General features: G+C 68.9%; 21 protein-coding genes and 1 pseudogene. 19 read left to right on the forward strand and 3 right to left on the reverse strand.

Annotated elements, in window-relative coordinates:
* The first annotated feature begins 19 nt into the window (after positions 1–19).
* The 8 genes from recG (at position 20) to mutM (ending at position 7,544) form a co-directional block, all read left to right on the forward strand.
* Positions 20–2,242 (forward strand): ATP-dependent DNA helicase RecG, encoded by a 2,223-nt coding sequence (gene recG / locus AB0F29_RS12930; protein ID WP_361870833.1) that lies wholly within the window; start codon positions 20–22, stop codon positions 2,240–2,242.
* Positions 2,243–2,379: 137 nt separating this feature from the next.
* Entirely contained in the window at positions 2,380–2,964 is a 585-nt protein-coding gene (gene rsmD, locus AB0F29_RS12935) for a 16S rRNA (guanine(966)-N(2))-methyltransferase RsmD (protein ID WP_361870836.1), read from the forward strand.
* Between the two features lie 26 nt (positions 2,965–2,990).
* Positions 2,991–3,470 (forward strand): pantetheine-phosphate adenylyltransferase, encoded by a 480-nt coding sequence (coaD, locus tag AB0F29_RS12940; RefSeq protein ID WP_007448181.1) that lies wholly within the window; start codon positions 2,991–2,993, stop codon positions 3,468–3,470.
* Between the two features lie 116 nt (positions 3,471–3,586).
* On the forward strand, positions 3,587–4,714 hold the full coding sequence (locus tag AB0F29_RS12945; protein WP_361870839.1) for an ATP synthase F0 subunit B: 1,128 nt from the start codon (positions 3,587–3,589) through the stop codon (positions 4,712–4,714).
* A gap of 160 nt (positions 4,715–4,874) precedes the next feature.
* Positions 4,875–5,546, forward strand: a complete 672-nt coding sequence (locus AB0F29_RS12950; RefSeq protein WP_361870842.1) for a DUF177 domain-containing protein — start codon at positions 4,875–4,877, stop codon at positions 5,544–5,546.
* A 2-nt stretch (positions 5,547–5,548) separates the two neighbouring features.
* Entirely contained in the window at positions 5,549–5,722 is a 174-nt protein-coding gene (gene rpmF / locus AB0F29_RS12955; RefSeq protein ID WP_003965982.1) for a 50S ribosomal protein L32, read from the forward strand.
* A 19-nt stretch (positions 5,723–5,741) separates the two neighbouring features.
* Positions 5,742–6,566, forward strand: a complete 825-nt coding sequence (gene rnc / locus AB0F29_RS12960) for a ribonuclease III (RefSeq protein ID WP_018960751.1) — start codon at positions 5,742–5,744, stop codon at positions 6,564–6,566.
* A 117-nt stretch (positions 6,567–6,683) separates the two neighbouring features.
* Positions 6,684–7,544, forward strand: coding sequence for a bifunctional DNA-formamidopyrimidine glycosylase/DNA-(apurinic or apyrimidinic site) lyase (gene mutM / locus AB0F29_RS12965; RefSeq protein ID WP_361870845.1), 861 nt, complete (start codon positions 6,684–6,686; stop codon positions 7,542–7,544).
* Here the strand turns inward: mutM and AB0F29_RS12970 are convergent.
* Positions 7,517–7,903 (reverse strand): helix-turn-helix domain-containing protein, encoded by a 387-nt coding sequence (locus AB0F29_RS12970; protein WP_361870848.1) that lies wholly within the window; start codon positions 7,901–7,903, stop codon positions 7,517–7,519. The two genes, mutM and AB0F29_RS12970, sit on opposite strands and share 28 nt — an antisense overlap.
* Before the next feature lie 604 nt (positions 7,904–8,507).
* On the opposite strand from AB0F29_RS12970, the gene AB0F29_RS12975 reads away from it, so the two are divergent.
* Both AB0F29_RS12975 and AB0F29_RS12980 read left to right on the forward strand, forming a co-directional pair.
* Positions 8,508–8,720 carry a hypothetical protein gene (locus AB0F29_RS12975; RefSeq protein WP_361870852.1) on the forward strand — a complete coding sequence of 71 codons (213 nt, stop codon included), beginning with the start codon at positions 8,508–8,510 and terminating at the stop codon, positions 8,718–8,720.
* A gap of 53 nt (positions 8,721–8,773) precedes the next feature.
* Positions 8,774–9,502, forward strand: a complete 729-nt coding sequence (locus AB0F29_RS12980; protein WP_361870855.1) for a hypothetical protein — start codon at positions 8,774–8,776, stop codon at positions 9,500–9,502.
* A 506-nt stretch (positions 9,503–10,008) separates the two neighbouring features.
* On the opposite strand, the gene AB0F29_RS12985 is transcribed toward AB0F29_RS12980, so the two are convergent.
* Positions 10,009–10,707, reverse strand: a complete 699-nt coding sequence (locus AB0F29_RS12985) for an HAD family hydrolase (RefSeq protein WP_361870858.1) — start codon at positions 10,705–10,707, stop codon at positions 10,009–10,011.
* Positions 10,697–11,563, reverse strand: a complete 867-nt coding sequence (locus tag AB0F29_RS12990) for a GntR family transcriptional regulator (protein ID WP_361870861.1) — start codon at positions 11,561–11,563, stop codon at positions 10,697–10,699. The genes AB0F29_RS12985 and AB0F29_RS12990 overlap by 11 nt, the downstream gene beginning before the upstream one ends.
* Before the next feature lie 139 nt (positions 11,564–11,702).
* On the opposite strand from AB0F29_RS12990, the gene AB0F29_RS12995 reads away from it, so the two are divergent.
* The 9 genes and pseudogenes from AB0F29_RS12995 to AB0F29_RS13035 all read left to right on the forward strand — a co-directional run bounded on the left by AB0F29_RS12995 (position 11,703) and on the right by AB0F29_RS13035 (position 15,645).
* Complete coding sequence (locus tag AB0F29_RS12995; protein WP_007452857.1) at positions 11,703–12,035, forward strand: hypothetical protein; 333 nt, start codon at positions 11,703–11,705, stop codon at positions 12,033–12,035.
* 2 nt (positions 12,036–12,037) lie between these two features.
* Positions 12,038–13,390: an FtsK/SpoIIIE domain-containing protein gene (locus tag AB0F29_RS13000; RefSeq protein WP_361870864.1), complete on the forward strand. Its 1,353-nt coding sequence runs from the start codon at positions 12,038–12,040 to the stop codon at positions 13,388–13,390.
* An 85-nt stretch (positions 13,391–13,475) separates the two neighbouring features.
* Complete coding sequence (locus AB0F29_RS13005; protein ID WP_361870866.1) at positions 13,476–13,664, forward strand: hypothetical protein; 189 nt, start codon at positions 13,476–13,478, stop codon at positions 13,662–13,664.
* An 82-nt stretch (positions 13,665–13,746) separates the two neighbouring features.
* A complete protein-coding gene (locus tag AB0F29_RS13010) occupies positions 13,747–14,427 on the forward strand; it encodes a DUF2637 domain-containing protein (RefSeq protein WP_361870869.1) in 681 nt (226 codons plus the stop codon).
* Between the two features lie 18 nt (positions 14,428–14,445).
* Entirely contained in the window at positions 14,446–14,622 is a 177-nt protein-coding gene (locus tag AB0F29_RS13015) for a hypothetical protein (protein WP_361870872.1), read from the forward strand.
* A 3-nt stretch (positions 14,623–14,625) separates the two neighbouring features.
* On the forward strand, positions 14,626–14,814 hold the full coding sequence (locus AB0F29_RS13020) for a mobile element transfer protein (RefSeq protein ID WP_030119692.1): 189 nt from the start codon (positions 14,626–14,628) through the stop codon (positions 14,812–14,814).
* Positions 14,815–14,826: 12 nt separating this feature from the next.
* Positions 14,827–15,166 (forward strand): annotated as a pseudogene (locus AB0F29_RS13025) (SpdD protein).
* Positions 15,167–15,259: 93 nt separating this feature from the next.
* Entirely contained in the window at positions 15,260–15,445 is a 186-nt protein-coding gene (locus tag AB0F29_RS13030; protein WP_361870875.1) for a hypothetical protein, read from the forward strand.
* A 5-nt stretch (positions 15,446–15,450) separates the two neighbouring features.
* Positions 15,451–15,645, forward strand: a complete 195-nt coding sequence (locus AB0F29_RS13035; RefSeq protein WP_361870878.1) for a hypothetical protein — start codon at positions 15,451–15,453, stop codon at positions 15,643–15,645.
* Position 15,646: the final 1 nt, after the last annotated feature.

Raw genomic sequence — 15,646 nt, forward strand, 5'->3', positions numbered from 1 at the left:
GTCAGTGCCGTGGTGTGCAATGGATCGCGTGTCCTCGTTCGATGAACCCCTCAAGAAGCTGCTCGGCGGAGCCACCGCGAAGGTGATGGCCGAACACCTCGACCTGCACACGGTCGGTGATCTGCTGCACCACTACCCGCGGCGGTACGAGGAGCGCGGCAAGCTGACCGCGCTGGCCGACCTCCCGCTGGAGGAGCACGTCACGGTGCTCGCCCAGGTCGCCGACGCCCGGATCCTGATGTTCAACAACGGCCGGGGCAAACGCCTGGAGGTCACCCTGACCGACGGCAGCGGCCGCCTCCAGCTGGTCTTCTTCGGCCACGGAGTCCACAAACCGCACAAGGAGCTGCTCCCCGGCCGCCAGGCGATGTTCGCGGGCAAGGTCTCCGTCTTCAACCGAAAGATGCAGCTCGCCCACCCCACATACCAACTGCTCGACGCCTCCGACGCCGACGAGGCGACCGAGGCCGTGGACGCCTTCGCCGGGCGGCTGCTGCCGATCTACCCCGCCTGCAAGCAGCTCGACTCCTGGCGGATCGCCAAGGCCGTCGACGCCGTACTGCCCAGCGCGCGGGACGCGGTGGACCCGCTGCCCGCCTCCCTGCGCGAGGGCCGGGGCTTCACCTCACTGCCCGAGGCGCTGCTGAAGGCGCACCGCCCGCAGACGAAGGCGGACGTGGAGGACGCCAGGGCCCGGCTCAAGTGGGACGAGGCGTTCGTCCTCCAGGTCGCCCTGGCCCGCCGCCGGTACGCCGACACCCAACTGCCCGCCGTCGCCCGCCGCCCCGTCGCGGACGGCCTGCTGGACGCCTTCGACGTCAAGCTGCCCTTCACCCTCACCGAGGGCCAGGAGAAGGTCAGCAAGGAGATCTTCGACGACCTGGCCACCGAGCACCCGATGCACCGCCTCCTCCAGGGAGAGGTGGGCAGCGGGAAGACGATGGTGGCCCTGCGCGCCATGCTCACCGTGGTCGACGCCGGCGGCCAGGCCGCGATGCTCGCCCCCACCGAGGTCCTCGCCCAGCAGCACCACCGCTCGATCACCGAGATGATGGGCGAGCTGGCCGAGGGCGGCATGCTCGGCGGCTCCGACCGCGGGACGAAAGTCGTCCTGCTCACCGGGTCCATGGGCATGGCTGCCCGCCGACAGGCCCTGCTCGACCTGGTCACCGGCGAGGCGGGCATCGTCATCGGCACCCACGCCCTCATCGAGGACAAGGTCCAGTTCCACGACCTCGGCCTGGTCGTGGTCGACGAGCAGCACCGCTTCGGCGTGGAACAGCGCGACGCCCTGCGCTCCAAGGGCAAACAACCGCCCCACCTCCTCGTCATGACCGCCACCCCCATCCCCCGTACGGTCGCGATGACCGTCTTCGGCGACCTGGAGACCTCCGTCCTGGACCAGCTCCCGGCCGGCCGCTCCCCGATCGCCAGCCACGTCGTCCCCGCCAAGGACAAGCCGCACTTCCTCAGCCGCGCCTGGGAACGCGTCCGCGAGGAGGTCGAGAAAGGCCACCAGGCGTACGTCGTCTGCCCCCGCATCGGCGACGACGCGGAAGAGGGGGAGGGCAAGAGCGGGAAGAAGGCGAAGGCCAAGAAGCCGGCCGCCGACGAGGACCCCGAGAAGCGCCCGCCGCTCGCCGTCCTGGAGATCGCCGACGAACTGCGCAAGGGCGCGCTGGCCGGACTGGGCGTCGAGGTGCTGCACGGGAGGATGCACCCCGACGAGAAGGACGACGTCATGCGCCGCTTCGCGGCCGGGGACGTCGACGTCCTGGTCGCCACCACCGTCATCGAGGTCGGGGTCAACGTCCCCAACGCCACCGCCATGGTGATCATGGACGCCGACCGCTTCGGCGTCTCCCAGCTCCACCAGCTCCGCGGCCGCGTCGGCCGTGGCTCCGCCCCCGGCCTCTGCCTGCTGGTCAGCGAGGCCCACGAGGCGAGCCCCGCCCGCGCCCGGCTCTCCGCCGTCGCCGCCACCCTCGACGGCTTCGAGCTCTCCCGCATCGACCTGGAGCAGCGCCGCGAGGGCGATGTGCTGGGCCAGGCCCAGTCCGGAGTGCGCTCATCGCTGCGGATGCTCACCGTCATCGACGACGAGGAGGTGATCGTCGCCGCCCGCGAGGAGGCCGCCCGGATCGTCGCCGCCGACCCCGAGCTGGAACACCTGCCGGAGCTGCGCACGGTGCTGGCCGCCCTCCTGGACAAGGACCGCGAGGAGTATCTGGACAAGGGGTGAGGGCACGGGGCGTGCTGCCGGTCGGGCCGGTGCGGGCCGCACGCCATATCGTGGACGCACGGCACGCGCACAGCGCGCGACACCGACCGCCGACGGCCCGTGCGCCGTACGCCCCCGACCCCGAGGACCCGACAACCATGACCCGCGTGATCGCCGGCTCGGCCGGCGGACGCCGCCTGGCCGTCCCGCCCGGCACCGGCACCCGCCCCACCTCCGACCGTGCGCGCGAGGGCCTCTTCTCCACCTGGGAAGCGCTGCTCGGCCCCCTGGAGGGGACCAGGGTCGCCGATCTGTACGCCGGATCCGGCGCCGTCGGCCTCGAAGCGCTCTCCCGCGGCGCGGTCCACGCCCTGCTCGTCGAGGCCGACCCGAAGGCCGTCCGCACCGTCCGCGACAACGTCCGCACCCTCGGTCTCCCCGGTGCGGAAGTCCGCACCGGCAAAGCCGAGCAGATCGTGACAGGACCGGCGCCCGCCGACCCGTACGACATCGTCTTCCTGGACCCGCCGTACGCCGTCACCGACGACGATCTTCGCGAGATCCTGCTCACACTCCGTGCTCAGGGGTGGCTCAGCGACGATGTGCTCGTCACCGTGGAACGCGGCACTCGGGGCGGAGAATTCGGCTGGCCCGCCGGATTCGAGCCACTGCGGTCCCGTCGCTACGGCGAGGGAACGCTTTGGTACGGTCGCGCCGCCGCTACGTGCGAAGACGCACGATGACCGGACCTGAGAGCGAGGGAATCACAGTGCGCCGCGCCGTCTGTCCGGGGTCGTTCGACCCCATCACCAACGGACATCTCGACATCATTGGCCGTGCCTCGAAGCTGTACGACGTGGTACACGTGGCGGTGATGATCAACCAGTCCAAGAAGGGGCTGTTCACCGTGGACGAGCGGATCGAGCTGATCCGCGAGGTCACCGCCGACTTCGGCAACGTCGAGGTGGAGTCCTTCCACGGCCTGCTGGTCGACTTCTGCAAGCAGCGGGAGATCCCGGCGATCGTGAAGGGCCTGCGGGCCGTCAGCGACTTCGACTACGAGCTGCAGATGGCCCAGATGAACAACGGCCTCTCCGGCGTCGAGACGCTCTTCGTGCCCACCAATCCGACGTACAGCTTCCTGTCGTCCTCGCTGGTCAAGGAGGTGGCGACCTGGGGCGGCGACGTCTCCCACCTGCTGCCGCCGACCGTGCACGAGGCGCTCGTGAAGCGGCTGGGTGAGCGCTGAGTCACTGACGGCCCGTCACCAGGTGTCGGGCGGCGGCCGACTGGCCTTACAGTCGTCCCGTCCGTCTCCAACGGAGCAGCAGCTTCAACAGAGCAGCAGAGAGTGGCGAGCACACGGTGGACGTGCAGAAGAAGCTCGACGAGATCGTCGAAGCGGTCGGGAGCGCCCGATCCATGCCCATGTCGGCCTCGTGCGTGGTCAACCGCGCCGAGCTGCTCGCCATGCTCGAAGAGGTACGCCAGGCCCTGCCCGGCTCCCTCGCCCAGGCGCGGGAGCTGATCGGCGGCCATGAGCAGCTCGCCGTGCAGGCCCGGCAGGAGGCCGAGCGGATCATCGAGTCCGCCCACGCCCAGCGCGCCTCGCTGATCTCCGAGACCGAGGTCGCCCGCCGGTCGCAGAGTGAGTCCGACCGGATCCTGTCCGAGGCCCGCCGCGAGGCCGAGGAGGTCCGGGCCGAGGCCGACGACTACGTGGACAGCAAGCTCGCCAACTTCGAGGTCGTCCTCACCAAGACCATCGGTTCCGTGGACCGGGGCCGCGAGAAGCTCCTCGGTCGCGGTCAGGGCCTGGACGAGCAGGGCTACCAGGACCCCGACTTCGCCGAGGCTCCCGAGCGCAGCGCCGACCCGGAGACCCTGCGGCAGCGGGCCGACGCCTATGTCGACGCCAAGTTCGGCGCCTTCGAGGCCGTTCTCGCGAAGACCCTGGAGGCGGTCGGCCGGGGCCGCCAGAAGCTGCACGGCCGGGTCGCCAGCGACGACCTCGGCGCGCACATGGCCGCCCAGGACGCCGCCGGCGACCAGGGGCACACCAGCGACGCCGACTACCTGGCCGGCCTCGCCGAGCTCGCCCCGGAACCGCGCCAGGCGCCCCAGCCGCCCCATCAGCCCGAGTACCCCGCGCCGCCGCAGAGCGAGCCGAGCTACGCGCAGGCGGCGTACGGCTATCAGGAGCAGCCGCAGCAGCCGCTCCAGCAGGGTGTCCAGGACGCGTACGGCTACCAGCAGCAGCCCGATCCGTACGCGGCGTACCAGCAGCAGGGGGGCTACGACCCGAACGGGTACCCGCCCCCGCCGGGGACCCAGCCGGACTACGGCTGGCCCCAGCAGGCCCAGCCGCAGCCCCAGCAGTCCCAGCCCCAGGCGGCCGACCAGCAGGGTGGTGCCGCGCTGGACGAGACCAGTCTCTTCGACACCAGCATGATCGACCTGGAACAGTTGCGCCGGTACGAACAGGGCCGCTGATCCCGGGCGGGCTGACCCGATTGGGTGCTGAGCGGTCCGTCCAGTATCCTGAATCCTCGGTCGCACATAGGTCCGCGATCTCGGCTGCCCGTTTCGTCCACGGAACGGAGACGGCTCGTCCCCGGACCGTAGACGGCCCTTCCTTCGCAGTACGACACCCATGATCTCGAAAGCAGGAAAAGCCCTGAACGGCCACCTCGACCACCGCAATCCTCTCGTGTTCGATACGCGCGAGCTGGGTCGGCGTCCCGGTGCCCTGAAGCGGCTGACCCGCACGGTGGACGCACCCGGTTCACCGGTCCTGGGCATCGACGGCGTCATCGGCGTGCCGGAAGGCGCACCCGTGGAGCTGGACCTCCGCCTCGAATCGGTCATGGAAGGGGTGCTTGTCACAGGCACCGCCCGTGCAACCGCCGAGGGGGAGTGCGTAAGGTGTCTGGAGCCGCTGACCGTGAAGGTCGACGCGGATTTCCAGGAGATGTTCTCGTACCCTGACGCCGATGACCGGGGCCGCAGCAGTGCGGCGGAACCGGCCGACGACGCCGAGGACGACGAGGACAGGTTCTTCCTCGAGGACGGCTTGTTCGACCTCGAGACAATGCTGCGTGACGCGGTAGTGCTCGCACTGCCCATGCAGCCGGTGTGCAAGGAGACCTGCGCCGGTCTGTGTTCCGAATGCGGAATCAGGCTGGACGAGAATCCGGACCATCACCACGACGCCCTCGATATTCGTTGGGCGGCACTGCAAGGACTCGCCGAGACCGTTCAGGACGGCGAGAAGGACAACATGGGCGGCGCCGAACCTGGCGTCGACGAGAAGCAGGAGAAGTAGCCGTGGCTGTTCCGAAGCGGAAGATGTCGCGCAGCAACACGCGCCACCGCCGGTCGCAGTGGAAGGCTGCGGTCCCCACCCTGGTTTCGTGCGAGCGTTGCCAGGAGCCCAAGCTCCAGCACATTGCGTGCCCGAGCTGCGGCACCTACAACAAGCGCCAGGTCCTCGAGGTCTGAGCGGCTGGTGAGAGGCCCGATGTCTGAGTTGTCCAGCGCCAAGAAGCAGGCAGACAACGTCAACACAGCCTCGTCCCACACGCTTCTGGAAGGGCGGCTCGGGTATCACCTCGAGTCCGCCCTTCTGGTGCGTGCGCTGACCCACCGTTCGTACGCATACGAGAACGGCGGTCTGCCCACCAACGAGCGGCTCGAATTCCTCGGGGATTCGGTGCTCGGCCTGGTGGTCACGGACACGCTGTACCGCACCCACCCCGACCTGCCCGAAGGCCAGCTGGCCAAGTTGCGGGCCGCGGTGGTCAACTCGCGTGCACTTGCGGAAGTGGGCCGCGGCCTCGAACTCGGCTCCTTCATCCGGCTCGGCCGCGGTGAAGAGGGCACGGGGGGCCGGGACAAGGCTTCCATCCTCGCCGACACACTGGAAGCAGTGATCGGCGCGGTCTATCTCGATCAGGGCCTCAGCGCGGCCTCGGAGCTGGTCCACCGGCTCTTCGACCCGCTGATCGACAGGTCCTCGAACCTCGGTGCCGGCCTGGACTGGAAGACCAGCCTCCAGGAGCTCACCGCGAGCGAGAGCCTCGGAGTCCCCGAGTACCTCGTCACGGAGACCGGTCCGGATCACGAGAAGACCTTCACTGCTGCCGCTCGCGTCGGTGGTGTCTCGTACGGCACCGGCACCGGCCGTAGCAAGAAGGAAGCGGAGCAGCAGGCGGCCGAGTCCGCCTGGCGTGAGATCAGCGCCGCCGCGGAGGCACGGCTGGCCGCGGAGAAGTCCGCGGCCGACGGAGGGGCCGCCGACACCCCTGCCGATCCGTCGCCGCACACGGACGCCGCTCCGGCCTGAAGCGAAACGGGAACCCCTCGGTGCCATGCGCACCGGGGGGTTTTCCCTGTCCCCGGGAGCGGTCTCTCCGGAAGAACCGCTCCCGTACTACCGTCGTCGTGTCTGGAGTAGTGCATCGTGCCTGAGCTGCCCGAGGTCGAAGTCGTCCGCCGGGGCCTGGAACGCTGGGTCAGTGGCCGCACCGTCAGCGACGTCGAGGTCCTGCACCCGCGCGCGGTCCGCCGGCACCTCGCGGGCGGCGTCGACTTCGCCGCCCGGCTGCGCGGAGTCCGCTTCGGGACGCCGATGCGCCGCGGCAAGTACCTCTGGGTGCCGATCGACGAGGCCTCCGCCTCGCTGCTGGGACACCTCGGCATGAGCGGACAGCTGCTGGTGCGGCCGGCGGACGCGCCCGACGAGAAGCACCTGCGCGTCCGGATGCGGTTCGACGACGCGCTCGGCACCGAGCTGCGCTTCGTCGACCAGCGCACCTTCGGCGGGCTCTCGCTGCACGACAACACCCCCGACGGCCTGCCGGACACCATCGCGCACATCGCCCGGGACCCCCTCGACCCGCTCTTCGACGACGCCGCGTTCCACACCGCGCTGCGGCTGCGCCGTACGACGGTCAAGCGCGCCCTGCTCGACCAGTCGCTGATCAGCGGGGTCGGCAACATCTACGCGGACGAGGCGCTCTGGCGCGCCAGGCTGCACTACGACCGGCCGACCGCGACCCTGACCCGCCCCAGCTCCGCGGAGCTGCTCGGTCACGCCCGCGACGTCATGAACGCGGCACTCGCCCAGGGCGGCACCAGCTTCGACAGCCTGTACGTCAACGTGAACGGCGAGTCCGGCTACTTCGACCGGTCGCTCGACGCGTACGGCCGGGAGGGCGAGCCCTGCCACCGGTGCTCCACCCCGATGCGCCGCCGCGCCTGGATGAACCGCTCCAGCTACTACTGCCCGCGCTGTCAGCGCCCGCCGCGCGCCTCGTCGTAACGCGTACGGGCGGCCAGCACGTCGTCCATCCGCCCTTCGACGAACCGGATCAGCCCGAGGAGCCTCTCCGTGACCTCGCGGCCGAACGGGGTGAGCTCGTAGTCCACCCGGGGCGGGTTGACCGGCTGGGCCTCCCGCAGGACCAGCCCGTCCCGCTCCAGCGCGTGGAGGGTCTGGGAGAGCATCTTCTCGCTGATCCCGTCGACCCGGCGGCGCAGCTCGTTGAACCGGAGGCTTCCCTCGTACAGGGCGCCGAGCGTCAGGCTGCCCCAGCGCCCGGTGGCGTGCTCCAGCGTGGAGCGCGAGGGGCACTCCCGGGAGAAGACGTCGAACGCGAGGCGGTCCGTATCGCTGGCCATGACGGAAGCTTACTCCCGCACAGTGCTCACCCCGAGGGAGCGCTGTGCGGGAGCAAGTGGACCGTGAAGGTGGGTCAGAAGCCGAAGAAGTGACGAGCTTGGTCTGTGACCTGCGGCGATGTAGTCGATCAACGCTGCGAGCTGCGGTTTAGCTGTTAGTTCCTGTCAGCGTTGGTCGTCGTTGAGTACCCTCTTACGGCCCTGAGACGGCCCCGGGGCGCGAAGCCCTGCACACGGGCGGGCCTGACGAGACGGCCGGAAAGGCGCTAGCAGTCCGTTTGTGTCTAGGACGTAGCGACTGAACCTGCTAGCTTTGTAATCAGTCCTGAATCTCGTGGATGTCCGGAGTCGAGCGACCATCTGCTCCTCTGGAACACAGCCAAGTAGTAACTCTCGGTTAAAGGGAGAAGTGTCCACGATACCCGCCGTGCTACGCTCCGTCGCTACGCTGATCTTCGATCACGGAGCGTAGCACGGCGGGTATCGTGGACAGATCGCGGTGCAGTTTTTTTTGCTTTATCTTTACTTAATGCTCGCCTGTCTAAAGAGGGGCAAGCGACGCTAGGGGGGTGCGCTGAGCCGCTCAGTCCCGTACTCTTACCGCATGACGACTCTGATGGATCCGCAGGTGCGCGAGCGTACCCGTGCACGCCGAGTCGAGCTCTCGAAAGGTATCGGGGAGCCGACGGCCGGCGAGCGTCGTGCGCGCGAAGACATCAGGGCTGCCTTTGATCGCCTGGACGGTAGTGATGGTGCGTACCTTGCGCTGCTCACCGGGGCGTCAATCGAGGATCTTCGTCGCGTCGGTGCTGCCTGAGCGGAGTCTGTAAGTACGTGACCAGGCCCCGCCTTCGTCCTACTTTGCGTTGCGTGCAAGAAGACCTTGGTCTTGATCTTCCGCCGCCAGAGACTCCACTACACGAGCTGGATCATCCTCTCGTCGCTCGCGCCCAACAGCAGGCTGATGTGGCGCCGACAGAGAAGATAGCCAGCATTGATGATGTAGTGCTGCTGAAGTGCAAGCCGGGTGGCTCGCGCTGGCGCGGAGCAGTCTGGGAAGACCAGAACCTCGGTTTCGGGTGGCTTGTAGCTGCCGGGCAGCGAACTGCTGGAGCTCGCGACGACTTCTATCGTCAGCTATGTGACAGGTGCACGCGAAAGCGCACTGATCTCAACCGTGCTGGCCAGGACTTGGAGCCGGGCAAGCGGACGTACAGCAAGCATCTTCTGCCGCGAGACGCTGATCAGCTTCGCTTGGAGACTGAGCGCGCCTATCGGCTCCTGCAGGATGCGCGCGAGAGTGTCCCACAGCTGGTCAAGGAAGCGCGAGGGAGTGCTGGGAGCCCCGTTCGTGGCGAGGCTTTCGGCACCGCAGTTGAGGCGGTTGTATACACCGCTGTCGGCAGCTTCGACGAGCTCTACCTTGGCTTGAGGGTCGTCGGCTCCGCGCCGGCGGACGTCCATCCCCTCATCTTGAAGCTAGCAGTACCTGAGGCTCTAGCTGATGATTGGGAGCCGATTGAGGCGCCACACAGGCCTGGCGAGTCTGGCGAGATCTTTTACTACACGCTGCTTGAAGTCCCAAGGCTACGAGGCTGACTCACAACCTGTAGAGGTCAGTAGGCCGAAAGCGTCCTCGCACCCATCAACCCACCACTCACCTCGGCTCCCATCCCGTCCGCCTTCGACCCACACACCGTGGAGCGGTCGTGGTTCAGGGCGTCAAGGTGGAGCGCGCCACTGTACGAACGACCTTGACGCCCTGGGCCGCGACTGCTCGGCTCTGCCTGGGTCGAAGGTGGTCGGGATGGGAGCCCCACGACGCTCGCCACGCTCCGGCCGGCACTCGCGAACGGTGCCCCGTCCATCCCGGGGTCTTTGCGCCCCCGCCGGAGGCATCGTCTTGAAGCCGCGGGCTTGGTTCTCGGCTCATGCCCCACGGGCCTATCCACTGCGGGCGCGCGTCGGCGGCGGCAGCGCCGAGCGGGCCGAAGGCAGGAGCGCGGGCGCAGCCAGAGCCGGGAAGCGCGCCCGGCGGAGCGGAGCGCAGCCGGGTGCCTTGATGAGGTAGAGAAACCTGTAACAACTCCGGGCGACGCGAGTAGTCAGGTGCCCGGCTGGGGGCTGATCGCCTGGGCGATGGCTTGCATGGAGTCGGTAACCGCTTCGGCTCCTGCCTCGACGAAGAGTTGGCGCTTGTGCGGTTTGTTGGCGAAGCCGATGGCTGTACTACCGATCGCGTGGGCGGCCTGGATGTCTGTCAGCGAGTCGCCGATCAAGGCGCACAAGGAGACGTCGATGTCCAAACGTTCAGCCGCTGCGATCAGCGAGTGAGGGTTCGGCTTCATCAGCTCCGGATGCCCTTCGGGCCTTCCAACGACTGTGAGCACGTGTTCCGACAACCCATGTCGATCAAGGAATGCCCTGACGGCCTCCGCAGAATTGTTACTCACCACCGCCGCCCCCCTCCCCGACGCTCGAACTGCCTTCAGAGAGGCAACGGCCCCGGTAACCGGGTCTCCAGCCACCTCTACAGCCTCTACCTCGGCTGTGGTGAGCGCCCTCTCGATTGCCAGTCCAGCGGCATCATCCGCTTCATGCGTCAGCCGCAGGACCTCCAGGGGGTCATCGATGCCGGACAGCTTCCCTTCCAGCTCCGGGTTGCTTTCGGTTGCAAGCTCGGTGAGATCCCTTGCAACCTGGTCCGCCGGGCGCCCCGCGAACACATCGCAGATGGGACCGTCGAAGTCGAAAAGCACCACGGTACTGCTGGCAAGCGCTGCGGCCAGGTCGTCAGTGTCCATCAAGGTCGAATCCCCTCGCGATGCTGTTCCACACGCTGTCGAACCACATTCCAGCCTGCTGGACCTGCTGCGTGCCGCTAGACGACTCGCTGTCGTTGACCGAGTGGTGGAAGAGGACGGTGTCCTTCCCAACCAGGTCCCAGATTTCGATGGGATCGCCCTGCGCCACAACCTTGTTGGGCTTGATCGGGTAGTAGCCGAAGAAGGCGTCTGCTCCGTTGATCACGTACAGCTTGAAGAACTGCGTACCACTGTGGACTCGCACGTCAACGCTCGTCTCGGGGACCAAGCCCAGGTGGCTCAGCTCCGCCATTGAGTCACGGATGCTGCGGGCGTACCCGACCATGATGTCGTGCATGCGAGACCGGAGCCGTTCATCATCGCCGCAGTCCTCACGGCGGACTGGAGCTGCCTGGGGGACAGCCATGTCCGGAACGAGTATGCGGACCTTGATGCTTGCCGGTGTCAGCCTGCCGATCCGGATCTTGTCCAACGGCTCTTGCAGTGCTCCGTGCAGGGTTTCGCTGGAAAACCCGGCGAAGTCGATGGTGACGTCCGTGGCGGCAAAGGCCTGCTCTACATAAGGGCGTAGCCCCGCCGGCCGTTCCGTCCGGCTGCGGACGAAGACTCCGCTTCCCTTGCGGGAGACCACTAGCCCTTCGTCTTCGAGGTCCCGCAGTGCGCGTTGGATGGTCGCGCGCGCGAAGCCGTAGTGCTCCGTCAGTTCCTTCTGTGACGGCAGCTTCTCCCCTGGTGCGATTTTCCTCGTCCGGACTGCTGCTCCGAGGCTGCTCGCTACCTGCTCGTAGGGCGGCCGGTCATCGTCTGGGTCGAGGGGATCGGGAACGAAGGTCATGGGGCGATGGTACGCGGCGGCCCTGACATTGGGACAGCCAAGACAGTCAGGTGTTGACATGACTAGCCATGTTGCTTACGTTGGTCATGCAGCCAAGAAGGCTAGCCAAGTCAGTCACCTCTGTCTGAGGAGCAAGCTCATGCCGTCCTTCAAGATCGACGTTTCGACCGCTGTCGTGTTCGTGGCGACGCCTCCGACGCCGAAGCTCGTGAGCAAGCAGACCGGTGAGATCGCGATCGACCGTGAGACCGGTGCCCCGCTCGCGACGGTGGGTCTGCTGGTTGCGGACGAGGGTGAGGGCAACCTGTACCAGGTGACCGTGCCGAACACGGGTGTCCCGGAGAACCTGGCCCCCGGCACCCCGGTCACGGTGGTCGGCCTCAAGGCCCGGGACTGGGAGAACACGTTCAACGGCCAGACCCGGCACGGGATCAGCTTCCGCGCGGTCGCTGTGACTCCGCTGGGGGCCTGATCATGTCGGACCTGTCCACGGTGATCGAGGTTGCGGGGGCCTTATCGGCTGCCGGTGGCCTCGGTTACGCGAAGGCCCGGTCTCCTCGGGTGTTCTGGTCGCTGGTGGGTGCCCCGGTCGCCCGGGTCCGGTTCTCGGTGACGTACCGGGCGACGATGGATGTGTGCGGGCTGACGGTCCAGCCGTCCCGCCTGCGGGCGTTCATGGTCCGCAACGTCGCCCGCAGGCAGGACGTCCAGCCGGTTTCCCCGCAGGTCCGCCGGGTCCGCTACTCCACCACCGGCATGCGGGCGACGCTTCGCCTCCCGGCCGGTCTGGAGCCTGCCGACGTGTCCGCCGCCTCCGAACGTCTCCGGCACGCCTGGGGCGTCCACTCGGTGCATGTGGTGGAGGTGAAGCCCGGGTTCGTGGAACTGCGGATGACCGGCTACGACGTGCTGCGCCGCGTGAAGATGCCCCGCCGGCTCCCGCGCAACACCACCGCCGGTCCGCTGGTCGTTCCGGTCGCTCTGCGGGAGGACGGTACGGCGTTCGTCCGGGACTATCAGAAGGTCCCGCATGCCCTGACGGTCGGTGCGAACCAGTCGGGCAAGTCGATGTATCAGCGCAACCTCATCTCCGAGCTGGCGAAGCTTCCGGTCGGTCTGGTCGGGATCGATTGCAAGCGGGGTGTCGAACAGCGCGGCTACGCGCCCCGCCTCTCCGCTCTGGCGGTCACTCCGGATGAGGCTGACGGGCTGCTGGAAGCTCTCGTGGGGGAGATGGAGGAGCGCTTCGACCTCCTCAGCTCTCACGGTGTGCCGGACATGTGGGGCCTGCCGGCGAAGCTTCGGCCGGTGCCGCTGGTGGTCCTGGTCGATGAGGTCGCGGAACTGTTCCTCGTCGCCGCGAAGAAGGACGAGGAGCGGCGGGACCGGATGGTGATGCGGATGATCCGGCTCGCGCAGATGGCCCGTGCGGTGGGGATCTTCCTGGAGGTGTGCGGGCAGCGCTTCGGCTCCGACCTCGGCAAGGGAGCTACCGCCCTGCGCGCTCAACTCACCGGGCGTGTGGTGCACCGGGTCAACGACAAGCAGACCGCCGAAATGGCACTCGGGGACATCGCCCCCGGAGCGGTCTTCGCCGCCACCACCATCGCCCCGGACCGCCCCGGCGTCGCGGTGGCCGGCGACTCCTCCGGGGGCTGGTCCCGCATCCGCACCCCCGCCATGACCCCGGCCGAAGCGGTCGCGGTCTGCCGGGAGTTCGCCCACCTCACCCCGCACCTCGCCGCTCTCGCACCGTTCCGCCCGGTCGTGCCCGCCGCGCCGGCACCGGCCATGCCGCTGTTGAAGCCGCGCCCGGTCACCGAGTAACAACCCCTGCTCCGCCCGGTCGGCGTGACCGTCTCACGCCAGGTCCCTACCCCGCCCATGCCCGGAACCGGAAGGAACCACCGCCATGGCACCTCGACGGACCACCACCAAGCCCCCGAAGAACACCCCGCCCGCGCCTATCGTCTGCTCGCCGTGCGACGGGTCCGGGATGGTCGCCGCCACGGTCCACGTCGGACGCAAGCGCCGCCCGGTCGGACAGCAGGACGGCCTCTGCCTCAACTGCCTCGGCTCCGGCCTCGCCCCGGACGCCTGACCGTCCCTTCCTCGCCCGGTGCCCGGCGGCGGCCCCGTTCCCCGCCCGGCACCGGACCACCCCTGAAAGGAGGTGAACCTCTATGTCCCGCATCCGTATTGACGCGGTGCTCGTCCAGGCCGTCATCGCCGGTGCCCTGTCCTTCGCGCACCTGCACGACCTGGCCGAAGCCGCCGGGCAGGACGGCTGGAAAGCCTGGGCCTACCCGGTCAGCGTGGACCTGCTCCTGGTCGCCGCCTGGCGGCGCATGCGTACCAACGCTGACAACCGCGCCGCATGGGTCTGGTTCGTCATCGCCCTCGCCGCCTCATTGGGTGCGAACGTCGCCACCGCCGGACTCCTCGACCTGGGCGACGTCCCGGCCTGGCTGCGCATCCTCGTCGCCGGCTGGCCCGCCCTCGCCTTCCTCGGCGGCACCCTCCTCGTCCACACACCCACCACCGCGCCCACCGAGCCCGAGCCCGTGTCGACCGACGCACCGCCAGTCGCCCCGGCCCCTGATCTGGTCCCAGACGTGACGGTGGAGCGGGCTCCCGAACCGGCCCCCGAACTCCCGCCGGCACCGGCTGCCGAGCCCGCACGGACGCCTGCTCCGGCTCCTGTTCCTCCCGTGGCTGTTCCGCCGGCACTGCTGGATCACGCCCGGAAGCTCGCTGACACCCACCGGGCCACGACCGGTGCCCGGATCGACTCGGCCACCCTGCGCGCCCGCCTCGGCGTCCCCGCACCACTCGCCGACGCCATCACCGCCCAACTCGCCTGATCAGAAAGGAAATTGGCCATGGAACCGAACTCGACTCGGGGTGACTACCTCGCCGCCGCCCGGGAGGAACTGGACGCCGGAAACCCGGGCCTGGCCTCCCTGCTGGCCGAGGAAGCCGACCACCGCGCCAACACCCCCGCCGAGAACGCCACCGTTGCCCGGGACTTCCCCGGCGGCCTGCGCCGGAAGGGCTGACCCATGCCGCGTCCGAACCGCTTCACCAACGTGCTCCGTATCGGCCCCGTTCAGGTCGGCACCCACTACGACGGGCGGGGCCGCACCAAGCACGTCGCCGCCTGCACCGCCCCGGGCTGTGACTTCTCCGCCGACTACCACGGCCGCGCCGCCGCCGAACTCGCCGCCCGCACCCACCGCTGCAACCCCTGACAGGAGGCATCCGTGTTCACCCCGAAGATCCCGCCCCCGGACACCGCACCCACCCCCGGAACGTCCCTCGTCCCGCCGCTCACCGGCATCACCCACCCCCCGGCCTGCACCTGCCACCACACCCCCGCGACGCCCCCGGCCCCGGCACCGGTCCCGACTGCTCCGCCCGCCCGGCCCACCGTTCAGCTCACCCCGGGCTCGCTCCTCGTCGCCGCCGCCGGGGACCGCCATGGTCCTGATCATCGGGACGGTCCTGGTCTCGATGCTCCTCGCGACCGCGATCACCGCCGTCTCGGTCGCGGTCTGCGCCGTGGTCCTGCGCTCGCTGCTCAACCGCCCGAACAACCGCTGACAGCCCCCGGGGCGGCCTCAACCGCCAAGTTTCCGCCGCCCCGGGCGCCCATCCCATTTCCAGATCCAACGGACCCGAAAGGGAGATCCCATCATGCCCCAGCACACCCCGCTCCGGCCGATCTGCGGCCACTGCGACGGCTTCCCCACCGTCACCATCACCACCGGCCAGACCACCCCCGACGGGCAGCGCCAGACCATCACCGCGCACTGCCCCGCCTGCCACGGCACCGGCCACACCAACACCCCCGCCCGCGCCCACACCCGGATCGGGGCCTGAGCGCCATGGCCGACCTGACCCCCACCCCTGTCCGCCCCGGCCTCCACGTCAGCAAGCCCTCCCCGAACACTCCCGCCACCGGATCGGCCGTCTGCCACTGCGGAGCCACCGCGACCGCCACGGGCGACAGCCAGGTGCGTGCCCTGGTCGAGGGCTACACCGCGAACCACGGTGCCGCCCACAACCGGACGGGACGGTGAC

It is taken from the genome of Streptomyces sp. NPDC026589 (genome assembly GCF_040638385.1).
GTDB lineage: Bacteria > Actinomycetota > Actinomycetes > Streptomycetales > Streptomycetaceae > Streptomyces.